The following is a 26,509-nucleotide window of genomic DNA, read 5'->3' as shown; positions in this document are numbered from 1 at the left end:
GGCGACCGAGACCGCTGAGCCGGTGACCGTGCCTGGTACGGGGCGTACTGCCGCCGTGCCGGGCACGGCCCCGTCCCGCATCCGCCGCATCGGCCGGGCCCTGCTGCCCGGCCCCGTGCCGGGCGCCAACGGCGCGGCGCTGTACCGCCGTTGGTGGCTGCCCTGGCTGTGGACCGCGCCCGCGATCGTGTGCGCGGTGGTGTTCGGGGTGTTCCCGTTCCTCAACACCGTCCTCCTGTCGTTCACCGACGCCAGGCCGCTCGGCGGCGCCGCGAGCTTCGTCGGGCTGGACAACTACACCCGGATGCTGGGCGACTCGGACTTCTGGCTGGCGACCCGCAACAGCATCCTGTACGCGGTCGTCGTCGTCCCGCTGATGGTGCTGCTGCCGCTGATGCTGGCCGTCCTGGTGGAGAAGAACCTGCCCGGCATCGGGTTCTTCCGCTCCGCCTTCTACACGCCCGTCCTCGCCTCCAGCGTGGTCGTGGGCCTGAGCTGGCAGTGGCTGCTGGCCGACGACGGGCTGGTCAACACCTGGCTCGAGAAAGCCCACTTGATCAGGTCCGCCGTCCCGTTCCTCTCCGACTCCTGGCTCATCCTCTTCTCCGCGATGGGCCTGACGCTGTGGAAGGGCCTCGGCTGGTACATGATCTTCTACCTGGCCGCGCTCGGGAACGTCCCCAAGGAGCTGCACGAGGCGGCGCAGATGGACGGTGCCGGCGCGGTCCGCCGCTTCTGGCACATCACCGTGCCGGGCGTGCGCCAGGCGATGATGCTGGTGGGCACGCTCACCGGCATCGGCTGTCTGAGGGTGTTCACGGAGATCTTCATGCTGGGCAGCTCCACCGGCGGCCCCGGCGGCGCCGACCGCACCCTCCCGTTCTACATCCGCGACGTCGGCCTCGACCCGATCACCGGCAACGCCGGCTACGGCTCCGCGGTCAGCGTCGCCCTGTTCGTACTCACCCTCGGCCTGACCCTGCTCGCGCAGCGCCTGACGAAGGAGGACGAGGCATGACGACCGCCGTCGAGAAGCCCCGGCGGCTGATGCCGCGCCGGCGGGAGTACGGCCGCCCCCGCGAACTGGTCGTCAGATACCTGCTGTTGCTCCTCGTGCTGGGCATCACGGTCGGCCCGCTGGTCTGGCAGTTCCTCGCGTCGCTGAAGGGCGTCGGCGAGGACGTCTTCGGCGCGGACGCCTCGCTGCTGCCGCACCACCCGACCCTGCGGGCCTACCGCGAGGTCTTCGACCAGGTGCCGGTCGCCACGTACATCCGCAACAGCCTGATCGTGGTCGTCCTGTCCATCACCAGCCAGCTGGTGTTCTCCACCACGGCCGGCTACATGCTCTCCAAGCCCGGCTGGAAGGGCCGCAAGGCGGTCTGGGTGGTGCTGGTCGCCTCCATGATGTTCCCCTTCGAGTCGATCATGGTGTCGCTGTTCCTGAGCATCCGCGACCTGGGCCTGGTCGACAACCTGGTGGGCGTGTGGCTGCCCGGCTTCGTCGGCGCCATCAACGTCCTGCTGATGCGCGGCGCGTTCCTGGCCGTACCGCGGGAGATCGAGGACTCGGCGATGCTCGACGGCGCGAACGAGTGGCAGCGGTTCCGGTACCTGTATCTGCCGTCCGCGTGGGGCGCGATCATGGTGGTCACCATCAACACCTTCATCAGCGCCTGGGACGACTTCCTCTGGCCGCTGATCGTGCTCCGCTCGGAGGGCCACATGACGCTGACGCTGGGCCTGTCCCGGCTGCAGAGCTCGTCGTTCGGCTACGACCAGCGGGTGGTGATGGCCGGTTCGGTGATCTCCGTCATCCCGGTGCTGGTGCTGTTCGTGATCACCCAGCGGTGGTTCTACAGGGGCGTCTCGGCGGGAGCGGTCAAGCTCTGACGGCCGTCAGCTCCAGCACGGCGGGTACGGCGGTGAGCGCGGCCCGCGCGGACTCCGCGACCCGGATCTCCACGGTCCTGGTCCCGGCGAGTCGGTCCCTGTCGAGCGGCAAGGTGACCGAACGGCACTCGCCGGGCACCAGGTCGACACCCTCGAACGCGAACAGTTCGAGGGTGCGCGGCCAGGTGGACGTGATCAGCCGCCGCAGATAGACCTGCACGACGGTACGGCCCGACCGCGCACCGGTGTTCGTGACGTCGACGGTGACGGTGTGCCCGTCCGTGCGCGGCGGACCGTACACGAAGCTCGTGTACGACAGCCCGTGCCCGAAGGAGTACAGCGGCTCGGCGCTCTCGTCCACGTAGCCGCCGTACTCGGTGTCCTTGTGGTTGTAGTGGACGGGGAGCTGGGCCGCCGAGCGGGGCATCGAGACGGGCAGCCGGCCGACGGGTGCCGCGTGTCCGAGCAGCACCTCGGCGATCGCGTCGCCGCCCCAGGGGCCCGGGTACCAGGCGGTGAGCAGGGCGGCCGGGGTCTCGGGCACGAGGTGCGGGCGGCCCTGGACCAGGACGACGACGGTCGGCGTGCCCGTCGCCACGACAGCGTCGAGCAGCACGTACTGGGCCCTTCCCAGCCGCAGCCCGGCGAGATCCACACCCTCTCCGCAGGTCATCTCCGAAACGGCCGTGAGCGCGGCCCCGTTGGCGGCGAAGTCCGTCTCGGGGCTGCGCGCGCTGCTGCCGCCCAGTACCAGGACGGCGACGTCGGAGGCGGCGGCCGCGGCGACCGCCTCGGGGATGCCGGAGAGGTCGCCGCCGGTGAGGGCGCAGCCGCGGGCGCAGCGGATGTCGGTGCCGGGCGGGGCGAGCTTGCGGAGCCCGTCGAGGACGCTGGTGCCGGTGCGCTGCGGGGCGGTGTAGTCGCCCGACTGGTGGGCGGCGGTGGCGGACTGGGGTCCCAGGACGGCGATACGGGAGACGGTCGCCGGTATCGGGAGGGCGCCGCCGCTGTTGTGGAGGAGGGTGACCGAGGCACGCGCGAGGGCGGTGCTCAGGGCGCGGCCCTGCTCGGAGGAGGGCAACTCGCCTCCGCCGTAGGGACGTTCGAAGAGCCCGAGGCGGAACTTGAGGCGCAGGACGCGGGCGACGGCGGCATCGAGGACGGACTCCTCGACGAGCCCCTTCTCCACCGCTTCCTCCAGATGCGTGAAACCCTCGTCCCACAGGCTCAGATCGACCCCGGCGTCGAGGGCGAGAGCCCCGGCGGAGACCTTGTCGCCGGTGATGCGGGCCAGCCGGTCCACGGCCAGCCCGTCGGCCATGACCAGCCCGCCGAACCCCCAGCTCTCCCGCAGCAGCCCGGTGAGCAGGGCACGGTTGCCGGAGCAGGGCATCCCGTCGACCTCGTTGTACGCAGCCATGACGGCGGCGGCTCCGGCGCGGACACCGGCGCGGGCGGCGAGGAGGTGGATCTCGTCCAGCTCCCTCCAACCGAGCTCCGACTCTGCGGAGTTGCGGCCGCCGACGGTGGCGCCCTGCCCGGCGAAGTGCTTGAGCACGACGGGTGCCCTGTCGTCGGCGAAGAACTCGGCGGGCTCCCCCTGCATGCCGCGCACCAGTGCCTCCGCCATCCGGGCGGCGAGGCACGGGTCCTCGCCGAAGCACTCCTCGGTACGGCCCCAGCGGGGGTCGCGGACGATGTCGAGCGCCGAGACCAGCGCCAAGTGGCCGCCTCGGGCGCGGAGTTCGGCTGCGGCGTGCGCGGCGGCACGCTCGTAGAGTTCGGGGTCCCAGGTGGCGCCGACCGCCAGGTTCACGGGGAGGACCGTGCCGTCCAGGGCCATGTGGCCGTGCGGCACCTCCTCCACGAACAACGCGGGGATGCCGAGCCGGCTGCGCTCGAGAACATGCCGCTGCACCAGCTCCGCGAGAGCCGCGCTGTCCTGGCCGCCGGGCCCGCTGCCGTGGTCGACACCGGACCAGGCGTCGGCGCGCATCAGCCCGTAGAGGGCACCGAGCCCCTCGAAACGGCCGGTCTCGGCGTACAGCGCGTCGGTGAGTTCGTAGCCGCCGTCGGAGGTGCGGCGGTAGGCGTCCCAGCCGTACATCCGCTGGTTGAGCTGACCGACCTTCTCACGGAGGCTCATACGGACGAGCAGGTCATGGACGCGGGCGTCGACGGGGGCGTCGGGGTCCCGGTAGAGGGGACGGCCTGCTTGCGGGTGTGCGGCGCGTTCGGCCGCGCGCTCCGGCTTCGGCATGCGGCCGGTCCTTTCGTCGCTTGCGGAGGGGATTCCGGGGGTCTCGGTCACAGGAGCAGGCGGGCGAGGGCCACGGAGCCTGCGCAGCCGTCGGCCACCCAGTCGAGGGTGAGGCCCAGGGCCTGGAGGCGGGTGGTGAGAAGGGCGGTGAGGGGGCCGCCGGGGCCGAGGAGGCCGCCGGTCGCGACCACGCGCTCACCAGACTGCGGCGCCAACGCCCTTACGGTGTCGGTCAGTTGCCCGGCGGCCTCGTCGAGGATCGCCCCGGCCACCGGGTCCTTCTCCCGGGCCGCCTCGGCCACCAGCGGAGCGAGCCGGGCCAGCCGGGTCGGGGGCTCGGCCATGACGACGGGGAGCAGATGCCTGCGGTAGGCCTCGCGATCGGCGAGCGACCACGTGACGGGGCCGTCACCGGCCACTGCGGTCGGCGCGGCGTCCGGGCCAGGGCTGCCAAGGGTCACGCCAGGCCCGGGGCCACCGTGGGACGCCCCCGGCCCGGCAGGCGGCGCCCCCGGTCCCCGTCCTCCCGGCAGCACCTCCCGCGGCAGGTTCAAGGTCCGCCCCACCGCGCCCGCCAGGGCGGTCGGCCCGCCCCGTCCGTCCGCCATCCGCAGGGCGGCCCTGACCGCCTCGCGGCCGATCCAGAAGCCGCTGCCGTCGTCGCCGAGGAGCCAGCCGTCGCCGTCGACGGTGGCCGTGCAGCGGCGGTCGGTGATGCGCATGGCGACCGCGCCCGTGCCGGCGACCAGGGCGAGGCCGTCGGCCGGGGTGCCGGGGGCGGAGGCGAAGGCCGCCTCGATGTCGCTGCTGATACCGATCGAGCCGGTGGTGATGCCGAGCCGGCGGAGGGCGGCGGTCAGGGCGGTGAGCGCGTTGAGGCGGCCGGGGTCGTCCTCCGCCACGCCGGTGGCGCCCGCGAAACCGCCCGCCACCGCCCCCACGCGACCCCGCGCGGACTCCGGGACCGCCCTGGCGAGAGCCTCGGCGAGGTGGTCGGTGAGCCGGGGCAGCGGGACGGTGAGGGCGTTGCCCGGACCGGCGGCGCCCTCGCCGAGCACGCGGCCGTCCGCCGCGGCGGCAAGGACCGCGCGGGTACGGGTGCCGCCGGCGTCGAGGCCGATCACCAGTTCCCGTGACTCCTGGTTGAAATCGTTACTCATCATCGACCATGGTGGTTGATACATTCAGCGAGGACAAGCCCCCGACCCCGTGGGGTCGGCGACCCGAGGAGGATCCCATCCCTACGCTCCACTTCGGCGTCAACTACACGCCCCGCCGCGGCTGGTTCCACGCCTGGCACGACTTCGACCCGCAGCACGCCCGCGAGGACCTGGCCCAGATCGCCGGTCTGGGTCTCGACCACATCCGGGTCTTCCACCTCTGGCCGCTGCTCCAGCCCAACCGCACCCTCATCCGCACGGCCGCCGTGGACCAGCTGGCGCAGCTCGTCGACCTGGCGGCCGAGGCCGGCCTCGACGTCATGGTGGACGGCGTACAGGGCCATCTGTCCAGCTTCGACTTCTACCCGGAGTGGACCCGCAGCTGGCACCACCGCAACGTCTTCACCGACCCGGAGGCCGTCGAAGCCCAGGCGGAGCTCCTGCGCACACTCGCCCGCGCCCTGGCCGACCGCCCGAACCTCATCGGCCTCCAGCTCGGCAACGAGCTCAACAACCTGGTCGAGCACAACCCGGTGACGGCGGCCGAGGTCGACCACTACCTCGACACGCTGCTGGCGGCCACCCGCGAGGGCCTGCGGCCCGGTCAGCTGGCCACGCACTCCGCGTACGACGCCGCCTGGTACGGCGACGACCACCCGTTCACGCCCGAGGCCTCGGCCCGCAAGGGCGATCTGACGACCGTCCACCCCTGGGTGTTCTCCGCCGACTGCGCCCGCCGCTACGGGCCCGCCTCCTTCGAGGTGCAGCACCTCGCCGAGTACGGCACCGAGCTCGCGAAGGCGTACGCCGACGATCCGTCCCGCCCCGTCTGGGTCCAGGAGACGGGGGCCCCCGAACCGCACATCCCGGCGGCCGACGCCCCGGACTTCGCCCGCGCCACGATCCTCAACGCGGCCGACTGCCAGGGGCTTTGGGGCGTGACCTGGTGGTGCTCCCACGACGTGGACCGCTCACTGGCCGACTATCCGGAGCTGGAGTACACCCTCGGCCTGTTCGACTCCGCGGGCCGCCCCAAGCCGATCGCGACCGCCCTCGCCGACACGATCGCCGAACTGCGCGCAGAACCCACTTCCCCTCAACCACGCACCACTGCCCTGGTGTTGGACTGCACGCCGTCGACCCGCTCCGTATCGGGTCCGGGCGGCGTGTACTTCGACGCGTGGATGCGCCTGCGCAGGCAGGGCGAGCGGCCGGCGGTGGTGTTGGCGGAACGGGCGGACGACGCCGGGTACTTGGCGGCGCGAGGCATCGCGAAGACGGCACGTCCGCGACCCTGAGCCGAGTTCCGCCGCGACACAGCCCCCACCGGCCCGCAGCCGAATCACCTACCCAGAACCTCCGCAACTGCCCGCAAATTGACCCGCCCCCGCCCGTACGAGCACAGGTCACCCCCCTCCGGCAGCCCGGTGTCCACCCGCACCGCGTCCGGCCGCCGAGCCAACAGGGCATCCCGGAAGCGGGCCTGCCAGGGATGCAACCGGGCGTCACAGGTGGCCACGACCAGTGGCGACCCCGCAGCCAGCCGCAGGATGCCCTCGACGAGGGCGCCCTGGTCACAGGGCTCCCCACTCACCGCCGTACCACTGGCCGCAGGGTCGATGGGCCGCAGCTCGGTCAGGAGGTCCTCGCCGCCCCAGTTGAGCGCGGGGTGCGGGGGCGGGAAGAGGTCGACGACATGGGCGCCGCGCACGGCGGGCGGCACGGCCCGGCTGCGTACGGCGCGCCGCGCCGCCTCCAGCCCCGCCCCGGCGTCCCAGGCGGACACCACCCCGGCGGGCGTGGCATACCGCTGGGCGAGCCGCCGCACCCGCCCGGCCGCCTCCCACACCCGCTCCTCGGACAGCCGACCGCACTCCACCGCGTCGAGCACCGCGTCCCGGCAGGCGAGCGTGACCTCCAGGTCCGGTACCGCGACGATCACCTGGTCGGCGCCCGCGGCGATGGCTATGCGCGCGCCGGCCGCCTCGCCGTAGCGGTCGGCGATGGCCTTCATCTCCAGGGCGTCGCTGACCAGCACCCCGTCGAAGCCGATGTCGTGGCGGAGCAGATCACCCAGGATGCGGCGGCTGAGGGTCGCAGGGCGGTTGGCGTCCAGCGCCGGATAGACGACGTGCGCGCTCATCAGCATCGGCACGCCCGCGGCGACGGCCGCGCGGAACGGTTCGAGATCCGCGCGCAGCTCGTCGACCGGGCGGGGGTCGACCGCGAGGTCGTGGTGGCTGTCGGTCTCGGTGCCCCCGTGGCCGGGGAAGTGCTTGGCGCAGGAGGCGATGCCGCGGGCCTCGGTGGCGGTGATCCAGGCGTGCAGATGGCGGGCGGCGAGCTCGGGGTCGGCGCCGAAGGAGCGGGTGCGCACGATCGGGTTGTCGGCCCGGCGCTGGAGGTCGGCGACGGGGGCGTACGAGGCCGTGATGCCGAGGGTGGCGAGGTGGCCGGCGAGGGCGTCGGCGCAGCGGGCGGTCAGGTTCGGGTCGTCGGTGACACCGAGGGCGTAGGAACCGGGGACCTCGGGGGCGCCCGCGGTGACCAGGTGACCGATGCCGCCGCCCTCGTTGTCGATGGCCACCAGCAGATCGGGGCGGATCGCCCGCAGTGCGTCGGTCAGCTCACGGACCTGCTCCGCGTCGCGCACGTTCCGGGTGAACAGGATGACGCCGCCGAGGCCGCGGTCGATGAGCCGCTTGAGGGTGTCGGGGAAGGTCGTCGTGCCCTCGAAGCCGGCGACGAGACAGCGATGGACCGCCTCGTCCAGGTCGGAGGAGACGCAGGACAGGGCCGGGCCCACGGACAGCCGCTCGGAGGTCACCTCATGGATTCTTCTGGCTTATTCATCCGGAAGTCAACACTTCACTGGATGAATGATTCATCGACAGGGTGCCGTCGCCCACCGGCCCGCGCCCCGTCGGCTCCCGGACACCACGGCGTCACACCCGGCGGGAACGGTTCGGCCGTGTCCCTGCTCCCGCTCGACGACGCCCCCGGCCGGCTCCCCACCGGCATCCCTGTCCCGACCTCGAACCGCTTCGGCGCCTCCCGCCTCCTCCGCAGGGCCCTGGTCCTGCTCCCCGTGCTCGCGATCGGCGCCTGGGCGGCGGTCGACTGGCGGACCGTGTACGACGGCACCGCCCGGCTGGGTTCCGCCGACCCCTGGTGGCTGCTGGTCGCGCTGTTCTTCACCTGCCTGGGCTGGCTGTCCGCCCCCTGCATCCGACAGGGCGCGCTGCCGGAGCGGCTCCCGGCCGGGCTGCTGATCGCTTCACAGTTCGCCGCCGGCGCCGCCAACCACGTACTGCCGGCCAGTATCGGAGCCCACGCCGTCACCCTGCGCTTCCTCCAGGGCCGCGGCATACCGCTGGCCCGGGCCACCGCCTCGCTCGCCCTGTACTCAGCGGTCAAGCCGATCGCGAGGACGCTGGTGCTCCTCGTCTTCCTGGCCGCCTTCCCCGACGTGCTGCTGACCGACAGACTCGTGCCGGACCGGCGGACGTCGCTCCTGGTCGCCGGAGCGGTGGCCCTCGCCCTCATCGCCACCGCCCTGCTCGTGACGACCGTACGGCCGCTGCGCCGCCCCCTCCTCGACGCCCTGCGCTGCGCGCTCACCGACGTACGACTGCTGCACACCCGGCCCGCGCGGATCCTCGCCCTGTGGGGAGGGTCGGCCGCCGCCCCGCTGATCCAGGCGAGCGTGCTCTTCGCGGTCGGGGCTGCGCTCGGGCTGCCGCTGTCCTGGTTGCAGGTCGCCTTCGCGTTCCTGGCCGCGAACACAGCGGTCGGGGCCGTGCCCGCACCTGGCGGCATCGGTCCCGTGGACGCGGCGGTCGTGTTCGCCATGGTCGCGCTCGGAGCACCTGTGAACCTGTCGGCGACCGCCGTCATCGGCTACCGCGTCCTGACGGTCTGGCTGCCACTGCTTCCGGGGGCGCTGGTGCTGTCGGCACTGGTGCAGCGGAAGGTGCTCTGAGCTCGCCGCCGGGCTTCGTCCGCTCCGGCTGCCCGGATCCGGCCCCGGACAGGCAACCCACAGCGCCGAGGCCCCCTCTAACGGGATGACGGGGCAGCACCCGCGACCTGGGCCGTCCCGACGCCGGGCGCGGGCCGAGGGGGAGGACGGAAAGTGCGGAAGCGGAGGACGGCGACGGCCGTGCCCGGGGACGGGGCACGGATCGGCCGTATCGGCGGCCATCCGGTTCGCCGGCACATCGCACTGCTGGCCCTGTGGACGGTCGCCTGGTTCTTCGTGGCCGAACGCCACGAAGCCGTGTCCTGGCACTATCTGGTCAGGGGTCAGCAGCTGCTCTTCCACCAGCTCCCCGGCGGCGGCCTGGCCCTCTACGCCAACCACCCCGAGCTGCAGATCGGCCCGGTCAGCTTCCTGGTCGCCGGGCTGTTCGCCCCCTTCCCCGCCGAACTCGGCGAGAAGCTCGCCGACGCGTTCATGTCCGGCCTGGGCCTGTACATGCTGGTGCTGGTCGGCCGCGCCGCCGCCGACCACTACCGCGGCACGGGACTCAACCACAAACGCCTCCAGCAGCGCGTACTGATCGCCGGAGCGGCCTTCATCCCCATGTGGGTGGAGGTCTCGGTGCGTTTCGCGCACCTCGACGACGTCCTGGCGCTGTTCTTCACCACCCTCGCCGTACGGGCGCTGGTGCGCGGGAACGCGACGGCGGTGGGCGTCTTCCTGGCCCTGGCTGTGGACTCCAAGCCCTGGGCGGTCGGCTTCCTGCCCTTGCTGCTGGCCCTGCCGCGCCCCGCCCGGCTGCGCGCCGCCGCCTGGACGGCCGGCCTGGTGGCCGTCGCCTGGCTGCCCTTCTACCTCACGCATCTGGACACCCTGGCCGCCGCCCGCTTCACGATCCCGAACCAGCCCGCCTCGGCCCTGCGCTGGTTCGGAGTGCACGACGCCGCCACCCCCTGGTGGGACCGCCCCGCCCAGATGGCCCTCGGCATCGCCCTGGGCGCCCTGGCCGTCCGTCGGCACCGCTGGCCGGCCGTCGTGCTGCTCGCCGCCGACGCCCGCATCGTCCTGGACCCGAGCGTGTACACGTACTACAACGCCTCGGTCCTCCTCGGCACCCTGATCTGGGACTCCATCGGCCAGCGCCGACTGGTCCCGTGGGTCAGCTGGCTCGCCCTCATCTCCCTGTACGGCAGCGCCCTGTTGATCCCCTCGGACTCCGCCCAGGGCCTGATCCGCCTGGCCTTCGCGGCCGGTTCCGCCGCCTACGTCCTGCTGTGGCCCCACCGCCCACCGCGCAGCAGACGCCCCGGTCGCGGGGCGCCGGGCCGGGCGCAGATGCTGGCGGACCACCGCTGAACGGAAGCGGTGACTCCGCGCAGTCGGCGGGCAGATATGCCCCGAGGCGGCCACCCAAGCCTCAACACCACTACGGGGGTGCTGACTTGACCGTCATCGTCGGCCTGGTTCACCGCAGGCGAGTACATCTGGCCGGAGACTCCGCGGGCAGTGACGACTACCGGCTCACCATCTGCCGCGACCCCAAGGTGTTCACCAACGGGCCCTACGTCCTCGGGTACACCACCTCCTTCCGCATGGGCCAGTTGCTGCACTACGCATTGGAGGCCCCGCACCCGGAAGGTGCCCTGTACCGCTTCATGGCCACGACCTTCGTCAACGCGGTCCGCACCTGTCTCAAGGACGGCGGCTGGGCGCGCAAGGAGTCCGAGCAGGAGCAGGCCGGCAGCTTCCTCGTGGGCATCCACGGCCGGTTGTTCGCCATCCACGGCGACTACCAGGTCAGCGAGTCCGCCGACGGGTACGCCGCGGTCGGCTGCGGCGACGAGTACGCCCTCGGCGCCCTCCACGCCACCGCCGGCCTCGGCCTGAAACCACGCGAACGCCTCACCGCCGCCCTGCGTGCGGCGGATCACCACAGCGGCGCGGTCGCCGCCCCCTACACGTTCGCCAGGACGGCGGACTAGGACGGTCAGCCCTCGTCAGGGGTCAGCCGCAGGGAAATGGAGTTGATGCAGTACCGCTGGTCCGTGGGGGTCGGATACCCCTCGCCCTCGAAGACGTGCCCGAGGTGCGACCCGCACCGCGCGCACCGCACCTCGGTGCGCACCATGCCGTGCGAGCGGTCCTCGATCAGCTCGACCGCGTCGGTGTCCTTCGGGTCGTAGAAGGACGGCCAGCCGCAGTGCGACTCGAACTTCGTGGTGGAGGTGAACAGTTCGGCGCCGCACGCGCGGCACGAATAGACGCCCGTCGTCTTGGTGTCGGTGTACTCACCCGTGAAGGCGGGCTCGGTGGCGGCCTGGCGCAGCACGGCGTACTCGGCAGGGGTCAGCTCCGCACGCCACTGCTCGTCCGGCTTTTCGACGTCGTACGACATGAAGCTCAGCCCCTTATTTCGCGAGACGGTCCAGGATGCGCGGTCCGAGGTCGGTGACGTCGCCCGCGCCCATGGTGAGAACGAGATCACCCGCCTTCGCCATTCCCGCCACGGCCTCAGGCACCTCGGCCTTGTCGTGGACGGGCGTCACGTCCGCGCCCGCGCTACGGGCCGCCTCGATGATCAGCTCGCTCGTCACGCCCGGGATCGGGTCCTCGCGGGCCGGATAGATGTCGAGGACCACCGACGCATCCGCCAGGGCCAGCGACTGCCCCATCTCCTTGCCGAGCTCCTGCGTCCGCGAGAACAGGTGCGGCTGGAAGACGACCAGGATCCGCGCCTCGCCCGCCGCGGCCCGCATCGCCTCCAGGTCGGCCGTCATCTCCGTCGGGTGGTGGGCGTAGGAGTCGATGACCTGGACGCCGGCCGCCTCGCCCTTCAGCTGCAGCCGGCGCTTCACACCGGTGTACGCGGCCAGGGCCGGGGCCAGCTCGGCGGCGGGGACGCCCAGCGCGACGCCCGCCGCGAGGGCGGCCACGGCGTTGTGCGCGTAGTGACGGCCGGGCACGGACACGGCGAAGGTCAGCTCCTGTCCGTCCAGCAGGACCGTGACCTCGCTCTTCAGCCCCTGCGGTACGACGGACAGAACGCGTACGTCGGCGTCCTCGGCCTCGCCGTACGTCACCGTCCGCACCGAACCCGCCAGCCGCCGGGTCAGCTCTCGCGCACCCTCGTGGTCGGCGGAGATCACCAGCGTGCCGCCCGGCACGATCCGTCCGGCGAACGTCTCGAAGGACTCGTAGATCTCGTCCATGGACGCGTAGTTGGCGTGGTGGTCCAGCTCGACGTTGAGGACGATCGCGACCTCGGGCGCGTACTTGTGGAAGCTGCGGTCCGATTCATCGGCCTCGGCGACGAAGATGTCGCCCTCGCCGTGCAGGGCGTTGGAGCCGGGCGCGTCCAGGTCGCCGCCGATCGCGTACGACGGCTTCAGCCCCAGCTCGCTCAGCGAGACGGCCAGCATCGACGTCGTGGTCGTCTTGCCGTGCGTCCCGGCGACCGCGATCGGCCTGAGCCCGTCCATCAGCGCGGCGAGGGCGTCGGACCGGTGCACCACCGGAATCCCCAGCTCGGCGGCCCGGGCCAGCTCCGGGTTGTCCTTCCGGATCGCCGACGACACGACGACACAACTGGCGTCGTCGGCGAGATGCTCCGCCGCATGCCCGATGTGCACGGTCACACCCAGCGCCCGCAACGCCTCGGCGGTGGCGGACTCCTTGGCATCACTGCCGGCCACCTTGGCCCCACGCTGGGCGAGGATCTTCGCGATGCCCGACATTCCGGCGCCGCCGATGCCGATGAAGTGCGGTCGGTCCATGGCGGGAGGAAGGGTGCCGGGTGCCATGCGTGTGTCTCCCTGTGCGTGGTGATACGGCGGAATGTTCAGCGCCCCAGCCTATTGCCTACGGTGACTGCACCTCCCCAGGGGCGCGAGGAACTGCGCGACCAGCCACGACGCTCCCGCAGTCGCAAACGCACCGCACCCCTGCGGCGCCTAGACCTTGCTGTGCGAGAACAACTTCAACACCGGCACCCCCACCTTGTGCCGAGCCCGAGAAGCCCAGTCCCGGTGGAAGAACTCCTCCACGTAGTGGGGATCGGTCAGCACGATCACCTCGTCCGCCCCCACCTCGTCCACGAGAGCCTTCAACGCATCCAACGGATGATCCTCGATCAGCCGCCCCTCAGCGGAGCTGCCCGCAGCCGTCAGCGCCTGCAGCGACACCTCGAGCGCACGCTCACCGAAATCCTTCGCGGCGGCCCCTTCGGGGACGTCCCGCTCATGCGCGACCTCGTCCAGTTCGCCGAGCGCGACGTCGTCGATGGCCCGCAGCAGGCGGTCCGCCTGGTCGCCGCGGGGCTGGAGCAGCACGTGGAAGGAGACCTCCTCGTCTCCGTGCAAGCTGGTGACGAACTCCACGTCTGCGGACGTCAGGGCCTTCTCGATCATCAATACGCTTGTGAACACCGGGCGCCCCTTCTGCGGAAACCATCCTGCCCCGTGATGTCACGGGGACTGCGAGATTCAGTGTGCCCGCCCCGAGCAAAGCGGAACGGTAGGCTCCGTCGTTTTTCGGGACCGGCGGTACCGCTGAACGATTCTCAGGGCCGCCGGTAGCGGGTGAAGAGGAAGCCCTCCTCCTCCAGCAGCGACGCGAGGACGAAGCGCTGGGGAACCGCGACCGACGGGCCGCCCGCGATGCGCTGTGCGTCGCCGGCGGTGAGCATCGGGGAGACGGCGAGGCAGAGCTCGTCGAGCACGCCGGCGGCGACCAGCTGCCCGAGCAGCCGGGGGCCGCCCTCGGTGAGCAGCCGGGTGTACCCGAGCTCGCCCAGGGCCCGTACGGCGCGGGCGGGCTCCACGCCCACCCCGTCACCGGCGATCACCACCCGGGCGCCGGCCTTCTCGGCGGCGGCGACCCGGTCCGGGGCCGCCGCGGCCCCCGTGAGGACCAGGGTCGGCACCACCGGCGAGGTGAACAGCGGGAGGGAGAAGTCCAGGTCCAGGCTGGCGCTGACCACCGCGATCGCGGGCGCCGGCGGCTGTCCGGCCGCCTGTCGCAGCTCCGCGAACTCGGCACGCGCGCGTGCGGGCCGGTACCCCTCCTGACGTACCGTTTCCGCACCGACGACCACGACGTCCGCCAGCCCGCGCAGGGTGCCGAAGATCCGCATGTCGGCGGCGCTGGAGATCGGCTGCGAACGGCCGTCGTGCTGGGCGGCCCCGTCGAGCGTGGAGACCATGTTCGCGCGCAGCCAAGGGACGGGCCTGCCACCCGCGGTGGGCTCGGGGTAGGAATAGGCGGCGGCGAGTTCGGCGAGGCTCCACTCGCGGTCGGCCGGGGCTTCGGGCCCGCCGGCCTCACCGGTCACACCCTCCTCACCGGGAGTTCCAGGGGCTTTCGGCACTGTCTCGTCGGTCACAGGGAACAGGCGTCGCATGTCGTGCAGTGTGGCACGGCGCTTAGCATGGGGAACCGTGTCGTCCTCCCCTTCCGCCCCCGGCCTCAGCCCGATAGCCGACGCGGCCCCGCTGTCCCTGTGCGCCCGCGCACCGCACGTCCCCGCGGACCGCCTGGTCGCCGAGATGGTGCCGCCGCCGCGCTTCGACTCGGTCCGCTTCAGCACGTACATACCGGACCCGAACCAGCCCAGCCAGACGGAGGCGGTCCGCGTCCTCGAGGGCTTCGCGGCCGGACTCGGCGGGGCACACGCCGTCGGCGGCGGCAAGCGCGGCTTCCTCGGCTTCGGGAAGCCGAAGGCGCCGAAGGTCCCGCCCGGCCCGCGCGGTGTCTACCTCGACGGCGGTTACGGCGTCGGCAAGACCCACCTCCTCGCCTCCCTCTGGCACGCCACCCCGGCGGAGCCCGCGCTCAAGGCGTTCGGCACGTTCGTCGAGCTCACCAACCTGGTCGGCGCCCTGGGCTTCCAGCAGACCGTGCAGACGCTCAGCGGCCACCGCCTGCTGTGCATCGACGAGTTCGAGCTCGACGACCCCGGCGACACCGTCCTCGTGTCGACCCTGCTCGGCAGGCTCGTCGACGCCGGTGTGGCCCTGGCCGCCACCTCCAACACCCTCCCCGGCAAGCTCGGCGAGGGACGTTTCGCGGCCGCCGACTTCCTGCGCGAGATCCAGGGCCTGTCCGCCCACTTCCGCGCCCTGCGCATCGACGGCGAGGACTACCGGCACCGCGGTCTGCCCGAGGCGCCGGCGCCCTTCTCCGACGAGCAGGTGACGAAGGCGGCGTACGCCACCCCGGGTGCCTCGCTCGACGACTTCCCGCACCTCCTGGACCACCTCGCCAAGGTCCACCCCAGCCGGTACGGCGCGTTGACCGACGGCCTGAAGGCGGTCTGCCTCACCGACGTCCGACCCGTCCCCGACCAGTCGACGGCCCTGCGGCTCGTGGTGCTCGCGGACCGGCTCTACGACCGCGAGGTGCCGGTCCTGGCCTCCGGGCTGCCCTTCGACCGGCTGTTCAGCGAGGAGATGCTGAACGGCGGCTACCGCAAGAAGTACTTCCGGGCGATCTCCCGGCTCACCGCGCTGGCGCGAGACGGCAAGGGACTCGCCGAGAGCGACTAGTTCACGCCACCCCACCAGCGCATTTCAGGCTCTCTTCAGCTGGAAACGTCAAGTTAACCCTGCAAACAACTTTGCAGGGTTAACGTGTTTCTTGACCGGTGATTGACCATTCCTTGGTCGATGCAAGAAGTTGAGCGAGGGGAAGGGGGCGACATGTTCCGCGGTACGACGACCCGTACGGTCCTGGCCGTGCTCGCCGCCGCCCTGGTCGCCCTCACCTTCTTCGCACCCGCCACGCCCTTCACAACCGCGCACACGGCCCGTCATGCCGTAGCCAAGGATCTGCCCGGAACCAAACCCTCGGGCAAGGCGCTGCGTGACGAGGCAGCCACGTTCCGCGACTGCGGAGTCCCCGGGGTCCCGACCGGACCCCTGCGCCCCCGCGAGCGTCACGTGAACACCGGATGCACCCCGGAGGAGCCCGAGCGCCCACTGGCGGCGCAGGACCCGGCCTCCGTCCACATGCCGGTCGCGAACCGCGCCCTTCATCTGTCGAGACCTTCGACATCCCACTCTCCGGCGGCACTTCAGGTCTTCCGCTGCTGAGAGAGACGCAGAACAGCGCATTCCCCCACCTCTGTCCTGCCCACACCGACGCGCCGTCGTGGCGCGCCAGGAGGAGTCACCACATCATGCAGCCCCTCATCGACAACGCCCGTACGTTCGGACAGCGCCCTGAGGAGTTCGCCAAACTCGCCGAAGGCCAGTCCCCGCAGGTGCTGTTCATCACCTGCTCCGACTCCAGGGTCATCCCGGCCCTGATCACCGGCGCCCGCCCGGGCGAGCTCTTCGAGCTGCGCACCGCGGGCAACATCGTCCCGCCGTTCGCCTCCGAGCACCCCACCAGCGAGGCGGCCACCATCGAGTACGCCGTGGAGGTGCTCGGGGTCGACGACATCGTCGTCTGCGGCCACTCGCACTGCGGCGCCGTCGGTGCCCTGGTGCGCGGCGACGACCTGACCGCCGTCCCCGCCGTGCGCGACTGGCTCGCGCACGCCACCCCGCGCCCGGCAGGCGCGGTCGAGGACCCGGCCGTCGCCGAGGGCGTGCAGAGCCACGTCCTGACGCAGCTGCTGCGGCTGCGCTCGTACCCTTTCATCGAGAAGAAGCTGAAGGACCGTCAACTGTCCTTGCACGCCTGGTACTACGAGGTCCACACCGGCGCCGTCCTGGCGCACGACAGCGCCTCCGACGTCTTCAAGGCCCTGTGAGCGCCGCGATGACGACCAAATACCCTTACCTGAGGCAGGACTTCCTCGCCTCCATAGTCGTCTTCCTGGTCGCCGTGCCGTTGTGCGTCGGCGTGGCGGTCGCCTCCGGTGTCCCGGCGGAGCTGGGTCTCGTCACCGGCATCGTGGGCGGCCTCGTCACCGGGTTCCTGCCCGGCAGCAGCCTCCAGGTCTCGGGGCCGGCCGCCGGCCTGACCGTGCTCGTCTTCGAGGCCGTCAGCGAGTTCGGCGTCGGCACGCTCGGCGTGATCGTGCTGATGGCCGGTCTGCTCCAGCTCGCCATGGGCTTCCTCAAGATAGGCCGCTGGTTCCGGGCGATATCCGTCTCCGTCGTCGAGGGCATGCTCTGCGGCATCGGCCTGGTGATCATCGCCGGCCAGATCTACGCGGCGGCGGGCCTGAAGGCCCCGTCGACCGGCATCGGCAAGATCGCGGGCCTGCCGGGGGCTTTCGCCGACGCCCTCGGCAGCACCGAGGCCCTGGCCTCGCTCGCGATCGGGGCGGGCACCATCGCCGTCATCGTGTTGTGGAAGAAGCTGCCGAAGGCGGTGCAGTCCGTGCCGGGCGCCCTCGCCGCGGTGGTCCTGGCCACGGTCGCCTCCCTGGCCTTCGGCCTGCCGGTCGCCACCGTCACGGTGGAGGGCCTGTTCGGTGTCATCCAGGTGCCCGGGCCCGGCGCCTTCGGCGAGCTGGCCACCCCGGCCATCTGGGGCACGATCGTCGCGTTCGCGCTGATCGCCTCGGCGGAGAGCCTGTTCAGCGCGGCGGCGGTGGACCGGCTGCACGACGGTCCGCGCACCGAGTACAACAAGGAAATGGTCGCCCAGGGCGTGGGCAACACGGTGTGCGGTCTGCTCGGCGCGCTGCCGATGACCGCGGTGATCGTGCGCAGCTCCGCCAACGTCAACGCGGGCGCGAAGACCAAGGCCTCGCGGGTGCTGCACGGCGCCTGGCTCCTGCTGTTCGCGGCCGCGCTGCCCTCTGCCCTCGCGCTGGTCCCGATTCCCGCCCTGGCCGGCATCCTGGTGCACGCGGGCTGGAAGCTGATCCCGTTCCGCCAGATCTCGGCGCTGTGGCGCAGCCACCGGGGCGAGGCACTGATCCTCGTGGTGACGGCCGTGTCGATCGTCGCGGTGAACATGTTCGAGGGCGTGCTCATCGGTCTGGCCCTGTCCGTGGTGAAGACCGCCTGGGAGGCCTCGCACCTGAAGACCGAGGTCGTCGACAAGGGCGCGGGGCCCATCCAGGTCCACCTCTCGGGCAACGCCACCTTCCTGCGGCTGCCGAAGATCCTGGACAGCCTGGAGGCGCTGCCCCAGGACCGCCCGGTCGAGCTGGACCTCTCCGGCCTGCACCACCTCGACCACGCCTGCCGTACGGCGCTGGAGAACTGGGCCGAGCGGCACAGCGCGGTCGGCACCGAACCGGTGCGGGTCACGGCCGCCTAGCTCGCCGGTGGCTGGTCCCGGGTCCGTCGTGGCCCGGGACCAGCCGCCGGGCATATCGTTACAGGAGCAGACATAACAGACCTCTGACAGAGGAGGTCGTGATGGTTCCTGAGCTGGTGACGGCGGCGGTGGTGGCGGGTTCCGCGGGGCTCGTCTACCTCTCCGCGGCGGCGAAGGTCGTCAAGCAGTACGAGCGCGGAGTCGTCTTCCGCCTCGGGCGGCTCGCCGGTGCCGTGCGGGAGCCCGGATTCACGATGATCGTCCCGTTCGTGGACCGGCTCAGCAAGGTGAACATGCAGATCGTCACGATGCCGGTGCCGGCCCAGGAGGGCATCACCCGGGACAACGTGACGGTGCGCGTGGACGCCGTCGTCTACTTCAGGGTGGTCGACGCGGCGAACGCACTGATCAAGGTCGAGGACTACAAGTTCGCGGTCTCGCAGATGGCGCAGACGTCGCTGCGGTCGATCATCGGCAAGAGCGAGCTGGACGACCTGCTCTCCAACCGCGAGAAGCTCAACGAGGGCCTGGAGCTGATGATCGACAGTCCGGCCGTCGGCTGGGGTGTGCAGGTCGACCGGGTCGAGATCAAGGACGTGTCCCTGCCGGACGCGATGAAGCGCTCCATGGCCCGCCAGGCGGAGGCCGACCGGGAGCGGCGGGCCCGGGTCATCAACGCGGACGCCGAACTCCAGGCCTCCAAGAAGCTGGCCGAGGCCGCCAAGCAGATGTCCGACCAGCCCGCCGCGCTCCAGCTGCGGCTGCTGCAGACGGTGGTCGCGGTGGCCGCAGAGAAGAACTCGACGCTCGTGCTGCCCTTCCCCGTGGAGCTGCTGCGGTTCCTGGAAAGGGCGCAGGAACACCCGCCGACGCCAACACCCGATCACCAGATCGAGACGTGACACGTGTTACCCGCGTGGTTCCCGCGCCGCGCGCCGGGTTCGGAGCGCAGGTAGCGGGGGCGCAGGGGCGCGGCTAGCGTTTCGTCCATGCATCGCAGGCTCGTGATCGTCGCCGCCGCGGCAGCAGTGGGGCTCGCCTCGGGATGCGGGGACGACGGCGGTGGTACGTCCGTCCCCGCACCCAGCGCCGCGCGGCGGATCACCGTGACGAGCAGCGCCTTCTCCGAGGGCGGCACCGTCCCCCGCCGCTACACGTGCGACGGCGAGGACGTCTCACCCCCGCTGGACGTGTCCGGCGTCCCGGCCGGCGCCGCGGAACTGGTCGTGCTGGTCGAGGACCCGGACGCCCCGAACGGCACCTTCGTGCACTGGCTGATGTGGGGCATCGACCCGCACGACACCCACTGGGCCGCCGGCCAGGTACCCAAGGGCGCCACCCAGGGCCGCAACGGCTTCAAGAAGAAGGCGTACGGCGGCCCCTGCCCGCCCAAGGGCAAGCCCCACCACTACGTCTTCTCGGTCTACGCCACCGACAAGACCCTCACCCTGCCCGCCGACGCCACGGCCGACGACGTCAAACGCGCGCTGACCGGCCACACGGCGGCCTCGGGCACCCTGACGGGCCGCTACGGGCGCTGATCGCCGGGCCTTGTCACGGAGTGGTGCGCCGATACACGATTCGCCCGTTTCATCCATTTATGTTCGTACGATGATCAGTCCCGTACGACCTGTACATGTCGTCCTCCATGCAGCCGCCGCCTGTGCACTCGGCGCCGCGCTCACCGCCTGTGGCGCCCCCGACGCCCCCCACGCCGCTCGTCCGGCCCCCTTCGCGACCTCGGCCGCCCCGTCCCGGCCCCCGACCCTGGCCCCCGGCCCCGCCGGTCTCACCCCCGTCTTCAAGAACGGACCCCGTACACAGGCCAGAACGGTCGCCCTCACCTTCGATGCCGACATGACCGCCGATCAGGGAGCGCGGGCCGCGGCGGGCGAGCGGTTCGACAATCCGGAGCTGATCGCGACACTGCGGGCCCTGAAGGTTCCGGCGACCGTGTTCATGACCGGGCGGTGGGCGGACGAGTATCCGGCGCAGGCGCGGTCCATCGGGCGGGACCCGCTCTTCGAGGTCGCCAATCACTCCTACAGCCACTACAGCTTCACCGGGAACTGCTACGGCCTGCCCACCGTCTCCGAGGACCGGATGCGGTCGGACGTCGAACGGGCGTACACCGCCTTCCGCAGGGCCGGGGTGCCGAACGCGATGCCGTACTTCCGCTTCCCGGGCGGCTGTTACGACCGGCAGGCCCTGAAGGCGCTGGCCGCGACCGGCGTCACCGCCGTGCAGTGGGACGTGGTGAGCGGCGATGCGTTCGCCACCGACGCGGACGCGGTGGCGCGGCAGGTGGTGGAGGGGGTACGGCCGGGCTCGGTCGTCGTCATGCACTGCACACGCAGCGCGGCGCCGGCGACCGAGCAGGCGGTGCGCACCATCGTGCCGGAACTCCGCAGGAAAGGCTTCCGCTTCGTGAAGGTGTCCGAGCTGATCGGGGCCGCGAGGGGCCGGCAGTGAGCGGCTTAGGCTGGACATGTGAGCGAGGACTACTGCACCATGCGCGACGCGACGAAGCCGCCCCGCGCGGACGGGCCGCCGTACGCCGAGTGCGTACTCTGCCGCGAGCCGACGGAGTACCCGGAGTCGTACAAGGGGATCACCCTGTGCCCGGAGTGCGAGTGGCAGGAGGCCCAGCGCACCGCCTGCTCAGGATGACGGTCGAGATGTGATCCCAGGAGGCGGGACTGTGTCGATGTGCTGCTCCGCCGCGTGAGCGCGACCAGCCCCCACCGGCCGCAGGATCATCCCCCCCAGAGGGGCGCCGACTCGAGGTGAGCGACGGAACGCGACACCGCAAGCCGCCGCGCCCCAAAGGGGCGCGAGGCGTGTCGATGTGCGGCTCCGCCGCGTGAGCGCGACCAGTCCCCACCGGCCCGCAGGGACATCACCCCTGCGGGTCGCCCGGTCAAGGTGAGCGGCGGGACGTGAGGGCGCAGGTCGCTGCGATGGCCGCTGTTGCGAGGGCGGCTGCCGTGGTCAGTGGGAGCAGGGGGACGGGGATCCTGCCCGACTGGGAGCCGGTGACCAGGTCGCTGACCGCTGCCTGTGCCGGGGAGCCCGTCGTCACCGCCGACAGCAGCGCCGTGAGCAGCATCGCCGGGACCGCCCGGCCGGGTGCGCGCAGTACCGGCCAGTTGGTGAGCGCGCCGACCGCCGTGCCGAGCAGTGCGCAGGCCTGCGCGGCGAGGAGCCCGGCCGCGGCCGCAGGGAGCAGTGCGATCCGGGTCCGGTTGTCCGTGCTGACCGGCGCGCTGATCAGGGTCACGACGAGGACCGCGGCCGTACCGAGCGCCGCCGCCGCGATCAGGGCCACCAGCAGCCGGGCCAGATGCGCCCGCCCCGGCCCGGAGGCCGCGGCCACGCAGGCGCGGGCCGCGGGCGGTTCGACGGTGACGCAGATCCGTACCAGCCAGGCGGCGACGGGCAGCAGGGCCGCTGCCGCATACCCCAGCGAGTCGAGGACGGGCTGCCCGCCCTGCACCCCGACGCCGAGGAACGCCGCGTACAGGATGACCGGTGGCAACCAGCGCTGCGAGCGCAGCAGAAGGGCGGCCTGGTAGCGCAGGAGGGCGGTCATCGGCGGCTGTCCTTGGTGTGTGTGTCGATGGGCTGCACGCTGACCACGTGCCACGGCGGGCGGGCCGTCAGCAGGGTGCGCAGCACGACGTCCGAGTGGGAGGCGGGGACGGTGAGGCGGTGGGTGCCCGGCGCGGCCTCCTCCGCCAGGACGAGGGCACCCAGTGCCTCGACGGGCGGCTGCCCGCCCTGCGGGCCCTGCACCTCGACCACGACCTGCGGGCCGTCGTGCGGTGCGGCGGTCTCGCGGGTACGGCGTTCGAGGCCGCCGTCGCGCACGGTGTACGTGGTGTCGGGCGCACCCGCCAGACGGCGCGGGTCGTGGTCGACGAAGACCACGGCGCAGCCCGCGGCGGTGCGCTCCGCGACGGCCCGCTCCAGCTCGGTGCGGGCGGCCGCGTCCAGGCCCGTCCAGGCCTCGTCGAGGACGAGCAGCTCCGGCTCGCCGAGCAGGGCCTGCGCGACGGCGACCTTCTGGCTGCTGCCCTTCGACAGCTGGGCCATGGGGGTGCGGGCGTGGGCGGCTGCCCCGAAGCGGTCCAGCCATTCGCCCGCGGCGCGGACCGCCGTACGGCGGGAGAGGCCGTGGATGGTGCCGAGGTGGGTGAGGTAGCCGTGCGGGGTGAACGGGAGGGCCGACGGGAAGCGTTCGGGGACGTAGGCCGTGCGGGGGCGGCCGGTGATACGGCCCTCGCTGGGGGCGTCCAGGCCGGCCAGCAGACGCAGGAGGGTGGACTTGCCGGTGCCGTTCGGGCCTTCGACGCGGGTCAGTGTGCCCGGCGTCACGGCGAGGTGCACGCCGCGTAAGACCCAGGGGCCGCGGATGCCGTAGCGGCGGCCGACGTTGTCGAGCCGAAGATCACGTTGCATGGCGGCATCCTCGCAAAGTGGCACCGCCCGGCACCCCCTTAAGGTGGCCGATGTGAGCCAAGACGTGACGTCCGCCGACGACAGCCCCTTCCGGTCCGAACCCAACGAGCGCGATCAGGCACCCCAGTTCGTGCTGCCTCTCGTCGTGCACATCGAGAAGGCCGCGCCGCCCGCCCGTACCGACGCACTGGAGACCGCCGCCCGGGCCGTACTGGTGATGCTCAGCGACGAGCGCTCCCTCGGCGACGGGGAGTGGGCCGAGGTCATGCGGGACTGGCAGGACGCCCGGATCCGCAAGGTGGTGCGGCGCGCCCGCGGTGCCGAGTGGCGGCGGGCCGAGGCGCTGCCCGGGATCACGGTGAGCGGCAAGTCCGCGGAGGTACGGGTGTTTCCGCCCGTACCGCTCGACGGATGGCCCAAGGACCTGGCCAGGCTGCAGGTCTCCGGCACGGATCTCGACGACCCGGAGCCGCCGGCCAAGGCCGACCCCGCGGTGCCCGTGCTGTGGCTCAACCCCGACCTCGACATGTCCGCCGGAAAGGCGATGGCACAAGCCGGGCACGGCGCCCAACTGGCCTGGTGGGAGCTGTCGGACGAGGAGCGGGCGGCCTGGCGGGACGCGGGTTTCCCGCTCGCCGTACGCAGCGCCGACCCGGAGCGCTGGGGCCGGCTGACCACGAGCGGACTGCCGTTGGTGCGGGACGCGGGCTTCACGGAGATCGCACCCGGGCTGACTGTTGCAGTCGAAGGGGGCAGCCGGTTCTGCCCTCTCCCGCGCAAACGACGTCCGTAAGAGACTGTCGTCCCGCAGCCGTTCGAAGGGCCGCCGTTCGTCGGCGACCAGGTCTGCGCATGAGGCGCGGCGAAGCACGAGATCCGCAATACCCGGTCCACGTAGGCGGCTTTCGCCGCGGAGTTCATAGCCCATGCCGGTCGAGAATGGCGATGAACTTGCGCCTGCGCTTGAGCTCCGCACGCAGGGCGGCGAGATACGCGTTGAACGCGTCCTCCGTGCCCAGCGCCTGGTGGCAGTCGCGGGCGCCGAGCAGCAGCCGCGTCATCCGCTCGTAGACACGGTCGCCGGTCGGCTCCTTCAGCGGCTCGACCAGACGCAGGTACACCGCGAGCGCGTCAGCGGGGCGCGTCTCGCGCGAGAGGTCGGCGAGTTGCTGCCACTGCCGGTCGTCGGCGCAGTCGGCCGCCTCGTGCCAGGCAGCGTCCAGGTCGCCGTCGTCGAGCAGCGCGTCGATCAGCACGGGCCCGCCGTACCAGCCGCCGCGCCCCCGGCGGACGTCCTCGCGCAGGACGGCCAGCGCCGCCTTCCGCTCGGTCGCCCAGCAGGTCGCGGCACGGGCGGCCGCACGCAGCCCCTGGTAGGCGGCGAGGGATCGCTCGGCCCGGAGCCGGCCCCGACGAACCACCACAGTCTCGGCCATCCGGCCCGCCCGCACGTAGCGGTCGCACACGTAGTCCACCAGGCGGCCGTCGACGTGGGCCTCGTCGGCGGTATCCCGCAGCCCGCGCTCCGCCCACGCCAGTGCCTCGTCTACGCGGCCCGCCGCCTCCAGTTCTTCGGCGATGCGCAGATGCGTGACGCCGGACGGCACAAGGTCCTTCGCGTACAGGGCGACCAGCGCATCCACATCACCCTCCGCCTTGACCAGGCGCTCCATCAGGTACCGCTCCGCCCAGCCGGACGGCCTGCGCCGCCGTGCCTCGGCCGCCAGCTGCCGCATGCGGGCCAGTCCGGCCGGCCCCAGGATGCCGGCGTAGTCGAGCGGATCGAGGTCCGCCGCGTCATTCCGGTCGCCGAGCACCTGGCCGACCAGCCACTCGGCCAGCCGCTCCGGGTCGGGGCGCACGACCGAGCACGCTTCCAGATGAGCCTCGGCCACTGCGGCGACGGCCCGGCCGACCACACCGTCGGAGTCATCGACCTCCTCGTACGCCTGCCCGAGCGCCTGGATCGCCTCCTCTGCCAAGCCGACCGCCTGCGCCGCCAGTCCCCCGGAAGCCAGGGCACGCAGCGCTTCGGCCGCTTCCTCGACCTGCCGGGCGTACCCGGTGGCGTCCGCGTACTCGACGTATCCGTACCGGGCGAAGGGCCGCGGGTCGATCAACGCCAGGATCCGGTCGCGGACCGCACCCGTGTCCGTGCGCGCGGCCGCGGCCCTCAGCTCCAGACGCCGACGCAGCTCCCGGTTCTCCCCGATCTGCTCTCGCACCAGCGCGAGCAGTTCGTCACGGGACAGCGCCGTCAGCCACACCTCCAGGCCGGACGCTCGCGCCCGGGCAGCGGCCCGCCGGCTTGGAATCGCCTCGGCCTGCCGCAGCACGGTCAGCCCCACCGCCACGCAGTGCTTGCAGAAGTTGCCCTCCTGCCCGTACGGGCAGTCGCACCACCCGGAGATGCCGGCGCCACCGCCGAGGGCGAGCTCCACCTCGTAGATGTCCGTACCGTGCACGACGGCGGTGACTGAGCCGTCCCCCACTTCCAGACCGGTCACCGCGTCCAGGTACCCCAGCCCCCGCTCGAAGGACTGGGCACCTGCAAGGGCCCGCAGCTCGTCCTCGCCGAAGTCCACCGCTTGCCGTGCCACACCGGTATTCAACCGCTCCCGCAGAGTGAGGTGCGCCGAATCCGCCGACCTCGCCGGAGCACCCCGTGCCACAGGTTGGCACCCGGTGGCACCAGGCGGCTAACGTGAAACCATGACCGCCCAGCCGGAGATCACCCAGCGCGACCTGCGCACCAAATCCAAAGAGATCATGGACGCCGTCCAAAGCGGCCAGTCCTTCACCGTCACCCGCGACGGCCACCGCATCGGCGAGCTGATCCCCCTGCGCCGCCGTCGGCGCTTCGTCCCGCGCGGCGAGTTCGCCGCCATGTCCCGCACCGCCCCCGACATCTCCCTGGACACCTTCCGCGCCGACCAGGACGCCACCGCCGAACAGGCGCAGGACGACCCCTATGCCCGGTGAGCGTCAGCCCGTCGCATATCAGCAAGGGCTCCTCGACACCAACATCATGATCCTGCGCAAGTGGATCGCCCCTGAGGAACTGCCCGCCGAGCTGGCCATCACCGCGATCACCCTGGCCGAACTCTCCGCCGGACCCCACCAGGTACGCAGCAACGCTGAGCAGGACGACTACGACGAACACGCCGAACGCGCCCGCCGAACGGACATCCTCCAACGCGCCGAGAACGAGTTCGACCCCATCCCCTTCGACGCGGAAGCCGCCCGCATCTACGGCCGCGTCTGCGCCGCCGTCATCAGCACCGGACGCCAGCCCCGCCGCCGCATCGCCGACCTGATGATCGCCTCCATCGCCATCGCCGAAGACCTCCCCCTGTTCACCACCAACCCCGACGACTTCAAGGGCCTGGACGACCTGCTCACCGTCGTACCGGTCACTCGACCCAAAGCGCTCCACGACCGGTGACCGCCGCCGTCCTCGCCGCTCACGCCTTCCGCAGGACCGGGTGGTCGGCATGGCAGGCCTCCCACATCAGCACGCACACCGAGACCGGA

At 72.0% G+C, this 26,509-nt stretch carries 27 protein-coding genes; 17 read left to right on the top strand and 10 right to left on the bottom strand.

The window, feature by feature from the left end; all coding sequences use genetic code 11:
• Positions 1-55: 55 nt before the first annotated feature.
• Complete coding sequence (locus tag ACFY1E_RS27770) at positions 56-1,018, top strand: carbohydrate ABC transporter permease (RefSeq protein ID WP_389080537.1); 963 nt, start codon at positions 56-58, stop codon at positions 1,016-1,018.
• On the top strand, positions 1,015-1,893 hold the full coding sequence (locus ACFY1E_RS27765; RefSeq protein WP_389080332.1) for a carbohydrate ABC transporter permease: 879 nt from the start codon (positions 1,015-1,017) through the stop codon (positions 1,891-1,893). The genes ACFY1E_RS27770 and ACFY1E_RS27765 overlap by 4 nt, the downstream gene beginning before the upstream one ends.
• Here ACFY1E_RS27765 and ACFY1E_RS27760 read toward each other — a convergent pair.
• Both ACFY1E_RS27760 and ACFY1E_RS27755 read right to left on the bottom strand, forming a co-directional pair.
• Entirely contained in the window at positions 1,883-4,153 is a 2,271-nt protein-coding gene (locus ACFY1E_RS27760; RefSeq protein ID WP_389080330.1) for a glycoside hydrolase family 3 N-terminal domain-containing protein, read from the bottom strand. The two genes, ACFY1E_RS27765 and ACFY1E_RS27760, sit on opposite strands and share 11 nt — an antisense overlap.
• Positions 4,154-4,200: 47 nt before the next feature.
• The gene (locus ACFY1E_RS27755) at positions 4,201-5,313 is read right to left on the bottom strand and encodes an N-acetylglucosamine kinase (protein ID WP_389080329.1); all 1,113 of its coding nucleotides are present in this window, start codon (positions 5,311-5,313) and stop codon (positions 4,201-4,203) included.
• Positions 5,314-5,321: 8 nt separating this feature from the next.
• Between ACFY1E_RS27755 and ACFY1E_RS27750 the strand changes: the two genes are divergently transcribed.
• Positions 5,322-6,611, top strand: a complete 1,290-nt coding sequence (locus ACFY1E_RS27750) for a cellulase family glycosylhydrolase (RefSeq protein WP_389080327.1) — start codon at positions 5,322-5,324, stop codon at positions 6,609-6,611.
• A 44-nt stretch (positions 6,612-6,655) separates the two neighbouring features.
• Here ACFY1E_RS27750 and nagZ read toward each other — a convergent pair whose 3' ends face one another.
• On the bottom strand, positions 6,656-8,140 hold the full coding sequence (nagZ, locus tag ACFY1E_RS27745; RefSeq protein ID WP_389080326.1) for a beta-N-acetylhexosaminidase: 1,485 nt from the start codon (positions 8,138-8,140) through the stop codon (positions 6,656-6,658).
• 144 nt (positions 8,141-8,284) lie between these two features.
• Here nagZ and ACFY1E_RS27740 point away from each other — a divergent pair, with 144 nt between their 5' ends.
• The 3 genes from ACFY1E_RS27740 to ACFY1E_RS27730 all read left to right on the top strand — a co-directional run bounded on the left by ACFY1E_RS27740 (position 8,285) and on the right by ACFY1E_RS27730 (position 11,277).
• Positions 8,285-9,295, top strand: a complete 1,011-nt coding sequence (locus ACFY1E_RS27740) for a YbhN family protein (protein ID WP_389080325.1) — start codon at positions 8,285-8,287, stop codon at positions 9,293-9,295.
• Positions 9,296-9,448: 153 nt separating this feature from the next.
• Complete coding sequence (locus ACFY1E_RS27735; RefSeq protein ID WP_389080323.1) at positions 9,449-10,651, top strand: hypothetical protein; 1,203 nt, start codon at positions 9,449-9,451, stop codon at positions 10,649-10,651.
• A gap of 86 nt (positions 10,652-10,737) precedes the next feature.
• Entirely contained in the window at positions 10,738-11,277 is a 540-nt protein-coding gene (locus ACFY1E_RS27730) for a hypothetical protein (protein ID WP_389080322.1), read from the top strand.
• Positions 11,278-11,282: 5 nt separating this feature from the next.
• Here the strand turns inward: ACFY1E_RS27730 and msrB are convergent, their stop codons facing one another.
• The 4 genes from msrB to ACFY1E_RS27710 form a co-directional block, all read right to left on the bottom strand.
• On the bottom strand, positions 11,283-11,690 hold the full coding sequence (msrB, locus tag ACFY1E_RS27725) for a peptide-methionine (R)-S-oxide reductase MsrB (RefSeq protein WP_351467664.1): 408 nt from the start codon (positions 11,688-11,690) through the stop codon (positions 11,283-11,285).
• Positions 11,691-11,703: 13 nt separating this feature from the next.
• Positions 11,704-13,095, bottom strand: a complete 1,392-nt coding sequence (gene murC, locus ACFY1E_RS27720; protein WP_389080320.1) for a UDP-N-acetylmuramate--L-alanine ligase — start codon at positions 13,093-13,095, stop codon at positions 11,704-11,706.
• Between the two features lie 150 nt (positions 13,096-13,245).
• Entirely contained in the window at positions 13,246-13,719 is a 474-nt protein-coding gene (locus tag ACFY1E_RS27715; protein WP_389080319.1) for an indole-3-glycerol phosphate synthase, read from the bottom strand.
• 134 nt (positions 13,720-13,853) lie between these two features.
• A complete protein-coding gene (locus ACFY1E_RS27710) occupies positions 13,854-14,693 on the bottom strand; it encodes a pyrimidine reductase family protein (RefSeq protein WP_389080317.1) in 840 nt (279 codons plus the stop codon).
• A 37-nt stretch (positions 14,694-14,730) separates the two neighbouring features.
• On the opposite strand from ACFY1E_RS27710, the gene zapE reads away from it, so the two are divergent.
• The 8 genes from zapE to ACFY1E_RS27670 all read left to right on the top strand — a co-directional run bounded on the left by zapE (position 14,731) and on the right by ACFY1E_RS27670 (position 21,184).
• Positions 14,731-15,837, top strand: a complete 1,107-nt coding sequence (zapE, locus tag ACFY1E_RS27705; RefSeq protein WP_389080315.1) for a cell division protein ZapE — start codon at positions 14,731-14,733, stop codon at positions 15,835-15,837.
• A gap of 153 nt (positions 15,838-15,990) precedes the next feature.
• Complete coding sequence (locus ACFY1E_RS27700; protein WP_389080313.1) at positions 15,991-16,383, top strand: hypothetical protein; 393 nt, start codon at positions 15,991-15,993, stop codon at positions 16,381-16,383.
• Positions 16,384-16,469: 86 nt separating this feature from the next.
• On the top strand, positions 16,470-17,048 hold the full coding sequence (locus tag ACFY1E_RS27695; RefSeq protein ID WP_389080311.1) for a carbonic anhydrase: 579 nt from the start codon (positions 16,470-16,472) through the stop codon (positions 17,046-17,048).
• A gap of 8 nt (positions 17,049-17,056) precedes the next feature.
• Positions 17,057-18,514 (top strand): SulP family inorganic anion transporter, encoded by a 1,458-nt coding sequence (locus tag ACFY1E_RS27690; protein WP_389080310.1) that lies wholly within the window; start codon positions 17,057-17,059, stop codon positions 18,512-18,514.
• A 101-nt stretch (positions 18,515-18,615) separates the two neighbouring features.
• The gene (locus ACFY1E_RS27685; protein ID WP_389080308.1) at positions 18,616-19,416 is read left to right on the top strand and encodes a slipin family protein; all 801 of its coding nucleotides are present in this window, start codon (positions 18,616-18,618) and stop codon (positions 19,414-19,416) included.
• A gap of 87 nt (positions 19,417-19,503) precedes the next feature.
• Complete coding sequence (locus ACFY1E_RS27680) at positions 19,504-20,055, top strand: YbhB/YbcL family Raf kinase inhibitor-like protein (RefSeq protein WP_389080307.1); 552 nt, start codon at positions 19,504-19,506, stop codon at positions 20,053-20,055.
• Between the two features lie 70 nt (positions 20,056-20,125).
• Positions 20,126-20,986 (top strand): polysaccharide deacetylase family protein, encoded by an 861-nt coding sequence (locus tag ACFY1E_RS27675; protein ID WP_389080306.1) that lies wholly within the window; start codon positions 20,126-20,128, stop codon positions 20,984-20,986.
• A gap of 18 nt (positions 20,987-21,004) precedes the next feature.
• Positions 21,005-21,184 carry a hypothetical protein gene (locus tag ACFY1E_RS27670; RefSeq protein ID WP_389080547.1) on the top strand — a complete coding sequence of 60 codons (180 nt, stop codon included), beginning with the start codon at positions 21,005-21,007 and terminating at the stop codon, positions 21,182-21,184.
• Positions 21,185-21,434: 250 nt separating this feature from the next.
• On the opposite strand, the gene ACFY1E_RS27665 is transcribed toward ACFY1E_RS27670, so the two are convergent.
• Both ACFY1E_RS27665 and ACFY1E_RS27660 read right to left on the bottom strand, forming a co-directional pair.
• A complete protein-coding gene (locus ACFY1E_RS27665; RefSeq protein ID WP_389080304.1) occupies positions 21,435-22,106 on the bottom strand; it encodes an ABC transporter in 672 nt (223 codons plus the stop codon).
• Positions 22,103-22,975, bottom strand: a complete 873-nt coding sequence (locus ACFY1E_RS27660) for an ATP-binding cassette domain-containing protein (RefSeq protein WP_389080303.1) — start codon at positions 22,973-22,975, stop codon at positions 22,103-22,105. Before ACFY1E_RS27660 ends, ACFY1E_RS27665 begins: the two co-directional genes overlap by 4 nt.
• A 52-nt stretch (positions 22,976-23,027) precedes the next feature.
• Between ACFY1E_RS27660 and ACFY1E_RS27655 the strand changes: the two genes are divergently transcribed.
• Positions 23,028-23,768, top strand: coding sequence for a peptidyl-tRNA hydrolase (locus ACFY1E_RS27655; protein ID WP_389080302.1), 741 nt, complete (start codon positions 23,028-23,030; stop codon positions 23,766-23,768).
• Between the two features lie 124 nt (positions 23,769-23,892).
• Here the strand turns inward: ACFY1E_RS27655 and ACFY1E_RS27650 are convergent, their stop codons facing one another.
• Positions 23,893-25,575: an SWIM zinc finger domain-containing protein gene (locus ACFY1E_RS27650; RefSeq protein ID WP_389080300.1), complete on the bottom strand. Its 1,683-nt coding sequence runs from the start codon at positions 25,573-25,575 to the stop codon at positions 23,893-23,895.
• A 112-nt stretch (positions 25,576-25,687) separates the two neighbouring features.
• Between ACFY1E_RS27650 and ACFY1E_RS27645 the strand changes: the two genes are divergently transcribed.
• Entirely contained in the window at positions 25,688-25,957 is a 270-nt protein-coding gene (locus ACFY1E_RS27645; RefSeq protein ID WP_389080298.1) for a type II toxin-antitoxin system Phd/YefM family antitoxin, read from the top strand.
• Positions 25,947-26,420 carry a type II toxin-antitoxin system VapC family toxin gene (locus ACFY1E_RS27640; RefSeq protein ID WP_389080297.1) on the top strand — a complete coding sequence of 158 codons (474 nt, stop codon included), beginning with the start codon at positions 25,947-25,949 and terminating at the stop codon, positions 26,418-26,420. Before ACFY1E_RS27645 ends, ACFY1E_RS27640 begins: the two co-directional genes overlap by 11 nt.
• The last annotated feature ends 89 nt before the right edge of the window (positions 26,421-26,509 follow it).

This window comes from Streptomyces sp. NPDC001604, from assembly GCF_042893475.1.
Taxonomy (GTDB): Bacteria; Actinomycetota; Actinomycetes; order Streptomycetales; family Streptomycetaceae; genus Streptomyces.
Note: the sequence above shows the minus strand (reverse complement) of the source record. Positions and strands in the feature narration are given on the sequence as shown.

Excerpts from the sequence above, each read along its gene's own strand:
- ACFY1E_RS27660 (WP_389080303.1), bottom strand. The coding sequence starts at position 22,975 with ATGCAACGTGATCTTCGGCTCGACAACGTCGGCCGCCGCTACGGCATC.
- ACFY1E_RS27755 (WP_389080329.1), bottom strand. The coding sequence starts at position 5,313 with ATGAGTAACGATTTCAACCAGGAGTCACGGGAACTGGTGATCGGCCTC.
- murC (WP_389080320.1), bottom strand. The coding sequence starts at position 13,095 with ATGGCACCCGGCACCCTTCCTCCCGCCATGGACCGACCGCACTTCATC.
- ACFY1E_RS27760 (WP_389080330.1), bottom strand. The coding sequence starts at position 4,153 with ATGCCGAAGCCGGAGCGCGCGGCCGAACGCGCCGCACACCCGCAAGCA.
- ACFY1E_RS27665 (WP_389080304.1), bottom strand. The coding sequence starts at position 22,106 with ATGACCGCCCTCCTGCGCTACCAGGCCGCCCTTCTGCTGCGCTCGCAG.
- ACFY1E_RS27765 (WP_389080332.1), top strand. The coding sequence starts at position 1,015 with ATGACGACCGCCGTCGAGAAGCCCCGGCGGCTGATGCCGCGCCGGCGG.
- ACFY1E_RS27700 (WP_389080313.1), top strand. The coding sequence starts at position 15,991 with ATGTTCCGCGGTACGACGACCCGTACGGTCCTGGCCGTGCTCGCCGCC.
- ACFY1E_RS27675 (WP_389080306.1), top strand. The coding sequence starts at position 20,126 with ATGATCAGTCCCGTACGACCTGTACATGTCGTCCTCCATGCAGCCGCC.
- ACFY1E_RS27690 (WP_389080310.1), top strand. The coding sequence starts at position 17,057 with ATGACGACCAAATACCCTTACCTGAGGCAGGACTTCCTCGCCTCCATA.
- ACFY1E_RS27750 (WP_389080327.1), top strand. The coding sequence starts at position 5,322 with ATGGTGGTTGATACATTCAGCGAGGACAAGCCCCCGACCCCGTGGGGT.
- msrB (WP_351467664.1), bottom strand. The coding sequence starts at position 11,690 with ATGTCGTACGACGTCGAAAAGCCGGACGAGCAGTGGCGTGCGGAGCTG.
- ACFY1E_RS27640 (WP_389080297.1), top strand. The coding sequence starts at position 25,947 with ATGCCCGGTGAGCGTCAGCCCGTCGCATATCAGCAAGGGCTCCTCGAC.
- ACFY1E_RS27680 (WP_389080307.1), top strand. The coding sequence starts at position 19,504 with ATGCATCGCAGGCTCGTGATCGTCGCCGCCGCGGCAGCAGTGGGGCTC.
- ACFY1E_RS27710 (WP_389080317.1), bottom strand. The coding sequence starts at position 14,693 with ATGCGACGCCTGTTCCCTGTGACCGACGAGACAGTGCCGAAAGCCCCT.
- ACFY1E_RS27685 (WP_389080308.1), top strand. The coding sequence starts at position 18,616 with ATGGTTCCTGAGCTGGTGACGGCGGCGGTGGTGGCGGGTTCCGCGGGG.
- ACFY1E_RS27695 (WP_389080311.1), top strand. The coding sequence starts at position 16,470 with ATGCAGCCCCTCATCGACAACGCCCGTACGTTCGGACAGCGCCCTGAG.
- ACFY1E_RS27645 (WP_389080298.1), top strand. The coding sequence starts at position 25,688 with ATGACCGCCCAGCCGGAGATCACCCAGCGCGACCTGCGCACCAAATCC.